The following is an 8528-nucleotide window of genomic DNA, read 5'->3' on the forward strand; positions in this document are numbered from 1 at the left end:
ACACAAAATTATTGACACTCTCTGATTTTGAGCCAGAAGTAGGTAGGTGTATATTCAATTCGCTTAACTTTACCTACTTAAATCGATTTTTTCCGAATAGTAGGTAAAGATGTATATTTAGGCGCTGATAGAAGTTGATTGGGCTAGATCGACTTTGTGAATTACCTACTATTATGGGATTTTTGTCCAATAGTAGGTAATGTTAGGGATCCCAAACTCGATATACATTGATTTTTACCTACTTATACATCGATTTTTAGAAAAAGTAGGTAATGATATTTTTGTCATATGTCATTATGCAGGATTTTTTGCATAATGCGTGTTGCTGATTTACCAGGCGAAGCAAATTAACGACATTTCCGGTCAGCAGCTTAAAAATGGGTAAACAAAAAAACTGCCAGGCAACAGGAAAGCTGGCAGTCTTTATTACTATTATAGACTGATTTTTGATTGCGTCTGATTGCTAAAGCGAGAAATGTTTCAACGAGGTGCTCAATCAAGCTGGATACGGAACCTGATTGATTAAAATGATTCTCGACCTTAACGAAGAGATAAGCCGCTCATAGTTAATTCACTATAAAAATCGAAAGGTATAGACTAAGAGGAGATCGATGTCTAAGCGGACTTAACCAACCAATCATGCCCTCATTGGTAAATGAAACTAACTGTGGCACCAATCATTTCAATATGAGGATTTAAAACAAGGAGAGGTACGTTTCGCTTGTTTTGAAAGGTATCGGCAAAGCGAGCCTGTGAATCTCAACTAAATTCGGTTAATGCCAGTTGCGGAAGAAAGTTAAATAACTGGTTATAGGAAGTCGATATTTCCATGGTATCAACCGAAGCAGACTTCATAATTGCGGGAGTATAACAAGTGAAATCTGGCCAGCTTGAGGAAAAGATTAGAGAAAGGGAAAATATTTATGGGAGTCTCGACGATTTCTAATCAATCACTTTGAACAAACCGTTTGGGAGCTGGGTTCGATCATCATGGGAAACCAAGCTAGACACTATTGAGCTTCAGCAGGCGAATAAGCATTGTCGGCTGGGTCGCCAATCAGTCAATAGTCTTGAAAAAGTTTTAAAAAGGAAACAGGAATACACATCAGTTATTGCCTTATCACCTTCTTAAGTGTTTAATGTAAAAGCCTTACATTAATTCTTATTATAAATGACGAGAGATAGTTTAGACAGTATATGTTAGATACACTGAGTTTCGGAAGTTAATGCGGTAAAGCAAGGAATTTCAAAAGCTTAATTGACTTAATTTCGATAATTTAGCCTAGTTGAACGATTTAGCCGATGATCAGTTAAGATAACAAAAGGAGCAGCTGCAATTAAGCGGCTGCTCTTTTATGTATGTTTAGAATTGGTAGTCTTCAATATCGTTCAAATCTTCTGGCAAGTCAGCGAAGGCTAATAGCTGCAGTGGTGAAAGAATCTGAGCAGCTCCCATAATTCCGCGAACCTGACGCTGTGAGATTGGGTCTTCAGAAGTCAGCCAGTGTTGAATAATGTTGACCATCAAGCCGACGTAGATCTCAAACAGGTAGTCAAGCGGAATCCGGACTGGCAACTGTTTTTTAAGATTCTGTACGGATGGGTCATTGGCTGCGACCAGTTTAGGTGCCCGTGCCAAGAGTTCTTTATAAACGGCCTTTTTGATTTTGGAAAGGAAGTTAATGTCACCATTGGCAGAAAGCAAGATCCGGGTAACTTCGCGGTGCTTAGAGCAGGCCTTGACTGTCTCGACAAAGGCTTGGTCGGCCAGCTTGGCAATTTCAACTTGGTCAGCAGTGTCGTCAAGCTGAGTAACTGCTTCTCGGTCTTTCTTCATGCCTTCAACCAAATCTGAGATCATGGCATTTTCGATTTCGAAGAGCAGATCGTTTTGGTCATTATAGTAGGTGTAGAAAGTTTTACGACTGACTTCAGCTGCTTCGATAATGTCTTTCGTAGTAACTTCATTCAATGGCTTTTCTTTCAGCGCATTGATCATCCCCATGCGAATGCGGTTCTTAGTATTGATAATGCGAATATCGGTCATAATCGATTCATCCTTTCAGATACATCTAAACTGAAATTTATTTTAAACGTATGCTTGTGTAAATATCAAGTGAAAAGTTAATTGAAATCACAACTTATCTTGATGGAACTTTTATTTAATAAACTAATCGTATCGTTAATTGATCAACTGGTAAATTCTATAAATGAACGGTTGTTACAATACGACACCAATTCTTTATTTTGTACATATTAATGACGTAATAATCTATTTATTTAACCTTGCTAAGATCTGTATAAGATGAGTTTATTTCAAGATTTCAATCAACACTTTTTGTATCATATAGTTAAACTTATGTCAATTTTCGTGAAGATGGTTATATAATGATAAATTTAAAGGCGAAAAAAGTTGACAAAATAATAGGTATTAGGGGTGTTTGATTTGAAGAAAACGAACGATTTTTCTTATGCGAAGGCAAAAGAAAGTAGTAAGGTCAAACTTTATAAAACTCATCGTGGGTGGATGAGCTGCCTTTCGCGGGTCTTTTCATTTATGAAATTTGGTAAAAATGAGGAAGTTTCAGCTAACCAAACTAAGTGCGAAAAAGGGCTTGATAGTGCATTAAGCGGCCCGATTGATGCTTATGCGAAAGGTTTGGCTGCCTTTGGTACGATTTTGGGGACAACAACGCTACTACAGGGTAATGCACATGCTGATACGACACAGATGCAACAAACAACTGGTACAGCAGAATCACAGATTGTTGGCTTAACTTCGGAATCAACGGTTAGCTCGATGTCAACTTCAGAATCTGTTTCGATGTCGATTAGTGCCTCAAACAGTTTGTCATCATTGTCAACCAGCAGTTCGACTTCTGGTTCGGACTCAGTAGTTTCTGAATCAACATCTATGCAATCAACTTCTGATAGCCAATCAATTGCTAGTGATTCGTTGATGAGTAGTCAAGTTGATAGTGAATCGTGGTCAGGTTCAACTAGTGCATCGGCGGTTGATTCGCAGACCACTCAAGCAAGTCAGTCGTTGGTATCTGATAATCGAAACCTGGTGATGAAACTATTTGCCCAACTGAATGCAACGACTGACAGTGAGTATCCTAATCCAGACACGCCATTTGTGATCGATAGCTCGACGACGGCTTATTATGGTAAGGGGTATGATTATAAGTCGGGTCACACAATCTACTACATTATTGAGGCTATAAACAAACATTCTGGCAACGTTACTTTTAGAATCACTATGACCTATAAAAATCCGATTACTGGAGAGATTGAGGGTGGACCTGCAGAACAAGTTTTCTTTAGTCGTGGTCATCATAAAGCATGGAATCAAAAGGTCGTTGACTATATTCCAGCGTTTAGTATGGGGGATGCCTACTCCAGTCCTACCGGGATATATTCTGAAGCGATTACGGCTGATGGAACGAGAACAAAGACAGGATCTAGTGTTAATATATACACCGTGGGCGATAATAAATACGATTATTATGATGAAAGTGTGTACTATATAACTCCACAGCAGTATGCTGATAATCAGGTAGTTGGTACCAGGGTTACGATTAGTTTCAAAGTTGATGAAACTAAAGACTTAAGCTTTACGATTGCACCTTTTGCCGGTATATTTAGTGATCGGATTAACTTTTTTGATGAGGTGACGCATGGTTCAATGCCAACTCTTGAGGAAAGTCTTTCTATGTCACAATCGACTAGTGCATCACAGTCAACATTTATCAGTAATTCGAACTCGGTATCATTTTCGATTAGTCAAAGTGTTAGTGAAATTGCATCTCGAAGCGCCAGTGAATCCATTTCAACGAGTGCATCTCAAAGTGCCATTGAGTCCGCCTCCACAAGTGCATCCTTGAGTGTAAGTGAATCCGCCTCAAGCAGCGCATCCTTGAGTGCGAGTGAGTCCGCCTCAACAAGTGCATCCCTGAGTGTAAGTGAATCGGCCTCAAGCAGCGCATCGCTGAGTGTAAGTGAATCAGCTTCGAGCAGTGCATCCCTGAGCGCCAGTGAATCAGCTTCAAGCAGTGCATCTCTGAGTGCCAGTGAATCGGCCTCAACAAGTTCATCCTTGAGTGTGAGTGAATCAGCTTCCACGAGTGCATCCTTGAGTGTGAGTGAATCAGCTTCCACAAGTGCATCCTTGAGTGCCAGTGAATCAGCCTCGACAAGTTCATCCTTGAGTGTGAGTGAATCAGCTTCCATGAGTGCATCCTTGAGTGCGAGTGAATCAGCATCACGCAGCGCATCCTTGAGTGTGAGCGAATCTGCCTCAACAAGTTCATCCTTGAGTGCCAGTGAATCGGCTTCAAGCAGTGCATCGCTGAGTGTGAGTGAATCAGCCTCAACCAGTGTATCCTTGAGTGTGAGCGAATCGGCCTCGACAAGTGCATCGCTGAGTGTAAGTGAATCAGCCTCGACAAGTTCATCCTTGAGTGTGAGTGAATCAGCTTCCACGAGTGCATCCTTGAGTGCGAGTGAATCAGCATCACGCAGCGCATCCTTGAGTGTGAGCGAATCTGCCTCAACAAGTTCATCCTTGAGTGCCAGTGAATCGGCTTCAAGCAGTGCATCGCTGAGTGTGAGTGAATCAGCCTCAACCAGTGTATCCTTGAGTGTGAGCGAATCGGCCTCGACAAGTGCATCGCTGAGTGTAAGTGAATCAGCCTCGACAAGTTCATCCTTGAGTGTGAGTGAATCAGCTTCCACGAGTGCATCCTTGAGTGTGAGCGAATCGGCCTCAACAAGTTCATCCTTGAGTGCGAGTGAATCAGCTTCGACCAGTGCATCACTGAGTGCCAGTGAATCGGCTTCAAGCAGTGCATCCTTGAGTGTGAGTGAATCGGCATCGACTAGTGCATCACTGAGTATGAGTGAATCAGCTTCAACGAGTGTATCCTTGAGTGCGAGTGAATCAGCCTCGACAAGTGCATCCTTGAGTGTGAGCGAATCGGCCTCAAGCAGTGCATCTCTGAGTGTGAGTGAATCAGCTTCCACAAGTGCATCCTTGAGTGCGAGTGAATCAGCTTCCACAAGTGCATCCTTGAGTGCGAGTGAATCAGCTTCCACGAGTGCTTCTCTGAGTGTCAGCGAATCGGCTTCGACCAGTGCATCGCTGAGTGTCAGCGAATCGGCTTCGACCAGTGCATCGCTGAGTGTGAGTGAATCTGCATTAACAAGTGCTTCTCTGAGTGTGAGTGAATCTGCATCAACAAGTGCATCACTGAGTGCCAGTGAATCAGCGTCAACGAGTGCATCTCAAAGCGCGAGCGAATCTGCTTCCACGAGTGCCTCATTGAGTGTGAGTGAATCGGCCTCCACAAGTGTATCGCTGAGTGCGAGTGAATCAGCCTCGACAAGTGCATCGCTGAGTGTAAGTGAATCAGCCTCGACAAGTGCATCGCTGAGTGTAAGTGAATCAGCCTCGACAAGTGCATCACTGAGTGCCAGTGAATCGGCTTCAACAAGTACATCGCTGAGTGTGACTGAATCGGCTTCCACGAGTGCATCCTTGAGTGCTAGTGAATCGGCTTCAAGCAGCGGCTCTCAAAGTGCAAGCAAATCAGTTTCTATCAGTAATTCCGCAAGTAGAAGTCATTCCGTTTCAACTAGTGCATCGCAAAGCATGAGTCAATCAATCTTGAATAGTGGTGCGATCGATTCAAACTCGGAAGCTTACTTAAATGATGGGAATGGTAAGTCATTGCTAGACAAAGCTGGAAACAAACGGGTAAATAACAGTGTGAATTCAAAGCAAGCAGAGAAACTCCCTCAACTGAGTGGTTCTGATAATTTAATGAACGGTATTTTGGGAATGTCAGCTCTGGTCGCAGGAACAGCAGTTGTATTGAGCCGAAAGCAATCAAAAGAAGACTAAATTTAGAATATTAATGAAAAAAACGTTGCAGAATGGATGAAATACCCATAACTGTAACGTTTTTATATATCACAGGAATAATAAATTTTGATAGGAAACTAATATAAATATCACTTGAAAAATAAAATCGATATAAGATATTTATTGTTTTTTGACCAAATTTTAAATGATTTCGGCCAATTTAGGTAAACATTTAGTTGGCTAAAGAAACTAAATTCGATAACAAAGCGCTATATAATAAGCATTTCTATGCATATAAGTGTTGTAATAACCGATTAATATAACCTTGCCAAGAAGTGTGTAACATCCTTTAAATAAGAGATTTTAACCCTTCACCTCTTGTATTATATTCAAAACAGTTCGTCAATTTTCTGGAAATGGTTATAAAACGATAAATACAAAATTAATGGATTTTGATGAAAAGAGTAGTCATGAGAGGTGTTTATATTGAAAAAAGCGAACAATCGAGACTATGCTGAAGCCAAAGAGGCAAGTAAGGTCAAGCTTTATAAGACTCACCGCGGTTGGATGAGTTGCCTGTCCCGGTTCTTTTCGCTGATGAAATTTGGCAAAAAAGAAGAGATTTCAGCTAATCAAATTAAGCTTGAGAAGGGATTTGACGATGACGCGCTAAGCGGGCCGCTCGATTCCTATGCTAAGGGATTGGCTGCTTTTGGGGCAGTGTTGGGAACGACGGCACTGCTGCAAGGTAATGCATCTGCTGATACGACGCAGGTTCAGCAGACGACCGATACCGCGGAATCACAAGTCGTTGGCTCAACTTCGGAATCAACTTCCAGTTCAGCATCCGCTTCGACTTCAATGTCAGCATCTGTTTCAACGTCGATCAGTACTTCAAACAGTTTGGCATCAACTTCGACGTCAACCAGCAGCTCAACTTCTGGTTCTGATTCAGCAGTTTCAAAATCGAGTTCAACTTCTGCATCGACATCAAGTTCTGAGTCAGCAGCCAGCGAGTCTGGTTCGGCCAGCCAATCTGCATCCACGAGTACGTCAGATGCCAGTGCCAGTCTGTCTGAATCGTTGAGCACGTCAACGGCAAGTCAGGCACAAAGCAGCACTTCCACGTCAACATCAGCTACAAATGATTTGACGGCTTCGCAAACGGTTGCTAAAGCTCGGGCGCTGACGTTGCGGCTGTTTGCTGCATTGAATACGACGGCTAACACGTATGGCACGCCAATCATCAGTAGCGATGGTCTGTCGGTGACGTACTATGGTAAAGGGACTGATAGTGTATCCAATAATCCTATTTACTACATCGTTAAAGTTACCAATAATCTGAATGGAACGGTTTCCTTTACTATTACATACACGCTAAAGGATCCGATTACCGGGGAAATTTCAGCTGGTCCAGCATCGAGATCCGATGTTTACCACTTTGGTAACAGTATTTACGCGAAGACTGCAACTTTCAATATGGGAAGCGGCTACTCGAATGGAACGCTCACTTCAGTGGTAACGCTGGATGCAAACGGTAATACTGTCTATAACATGACAAGTGGCGTACATTTGTACAATACGAGTGGTAATTCTTATGACTTCTACGATCTTGATGCCCAAGGTCAAGGCTTAACCTACCAAAACATTAATGGCAGCACCCGATACAATAATTATGGAAAAAACAAAGTAATTTCAGAACAGATTACGGTTACTTTTAATTATAATGAATCATCAAGTAATCTGAATTATACGATTGCCCCTTATGTTTCCTATACCAATCGCTTAAATGAAGGAAATTACTTTACAAATTCTGTTTCTGGTACGGAGCCAAGCAAGTCTAACAGTACTTCAGTATCACAATCGACCAGCAAGCAGCAAAGTACTAGTGCTTCACGGTCGACCTCAAATAGTCAGTCGGTTTCAACCAGTAAGCAGGTTAGTCAATCCAATTCTCAGAGTATCTCGGCTAGCCAAGAAGCTTCAACGAGTTTGTCACAAAGCGCAAGTAAGTCTGCTTCAATCAGTGCATCTCAGAGTGCAAGCAAGTCGGCATCAGTAAGTGCAAGTCAATCAGCTTCCACGAGTGCATCGCAAAGCGCAAGCAAGTCTGCATCAGTAAGTGCAAGTCAATCAGCTTCAACTAGTGCATCACAAAGCACAAGCAAGTCTGCATCAGTAAGTGCGAGTCAGTCCGCATCAACGAGTGCAAGTCAATCTGCATCAACTAGTGCATCGCAAAGTGCAAGCAAGTCTGCGTCAGTAAGTGCGAGTCAATCAGCTTCCACTAGCGCATCGCAAAGCGCAAGCAAGTCTGCATCAGTAAGTGCAAGTCAGTCCACATCGACTAGCGCATCGCAAAGCGCAAGCAAGTCTGCATCAGTAAGTGCAAGTCAATCAGCTTCCACTAGCGCATCGCAAAGCGCAAGCAAGTCTGCATCAGTAAGTGCAAGTCAGTCCGCATCCACTAGTGCATCGCAAAGCGCAAGCAAGTCTGCATCCTTGAGTGCAAGTGAATCTGCATCCACGAGTGCATCTCTGAGCGCCAGCGAGTCAGCCTCAACGAGCGCATCTCAAAGTGTAAGTGAATCGACTTCAACTAGTGCATCACAGAGCGTAAGTGAATCGGCATCGACGAGTGCTTCTCTGAGTGCAAGTGAAT

General features: G+C 42.6%; 5 protein-coding genes and 1 pseudogene. 3 read left to right on the forward strand and 3 right to left on the reverse strand.

Annotation, left to right across the window (positions count from 1 at the left end; translation table 11 throughout):
* Positions 1 to 1363 precede the first annotated feature (1363 nt).
* A complete protein-coding gene (locus FC47_RS09745) occupies positions 1364 to 2047 on the reverse strand; it encodes a TetR/AcrR family transcriptional regulator (protein ID WP_056968764.1) in 684 nt (227 codons plus the stop codon).
* A gap of 390 nt (positions 2048 to 2437) precedes the next feature.
* Here FC47_RS09745 and FC47_RS11050 point away from each other — a divergent pair.
* Positions 2438 to 2683 (forward strand): annotated as a pseudogene (locus tag FC47_RS11050) (serine-rich glycoprotein adhesin); the annotation flags it as partial.
* Between the two features lie 1163 nt (positions 2684 to 3846).
* Here FC47_RS11050 and FC47_RS11055 read toward each other — a convergent pair.
* Complete coding sequence (locus tag FC47_RS11055; protein ID WP_056968765.1) at positions 3847 to 5097, reverse strand: hypothetical protein; 1251 nt, start codon at positions 5095 to 5097, stop codon at positions 3847 to 3849.
* A gap of 189 nt (positions 5098 to 5286) precedes the next feature.
* Positions 5287 to 5529 (reverse strand): hypothetical protein, encoded by a 243-nt coding sequence (locus tag FC47_RS11060; RefSeq protein WP_056968766.1) that lies wholly within the window; start codon positions 5527 to 5529, stop codon positions 5287 to 5289.
* A 10-nt stretch (positions 5530 to 5539) separates the two neighbouring features.
* On the opposite strand from FC47_RS11060, the gene FC47_RS11065 reads away from it, so the two are divergent.
* Together FC47_RS11065 and FC47_RS10645 are read left to right on the forward strand one after the other, a co-directional pair.
* The gene (locus tag FC47_RS11065; RefSeq protein WP_270631744.1) at positions 5540 to 5905 is read left to right on the forward strand and encodes a hypothetical protein; all 366 of its coding nucleotides are present in this window, start codon (positions 5540 to 5542) and stop codon (positions 5903 to 5905) included.
* Between the two features lie 447 nt (positions 5906 to 6352).
* Positions 6353 to 8528, forward strand: a 2176-nt coding sequence (locus FC47_RS10645; protein ID WP_155519180.1) for a serine-rich glycoprotein adhesin, incomplete at its 3' end; no start/stop codon positions are given.

It is taken from the genome of Limosilactobacillus mucosae DSM 13345 (assembly GCF_001436025.1).
Lineage (GTDB): Bacteria > Bacillota > Bacilli > Lactobacillales > Lactobacillaceae > Limosilactobacillus > Limosilactobacillus mucosae.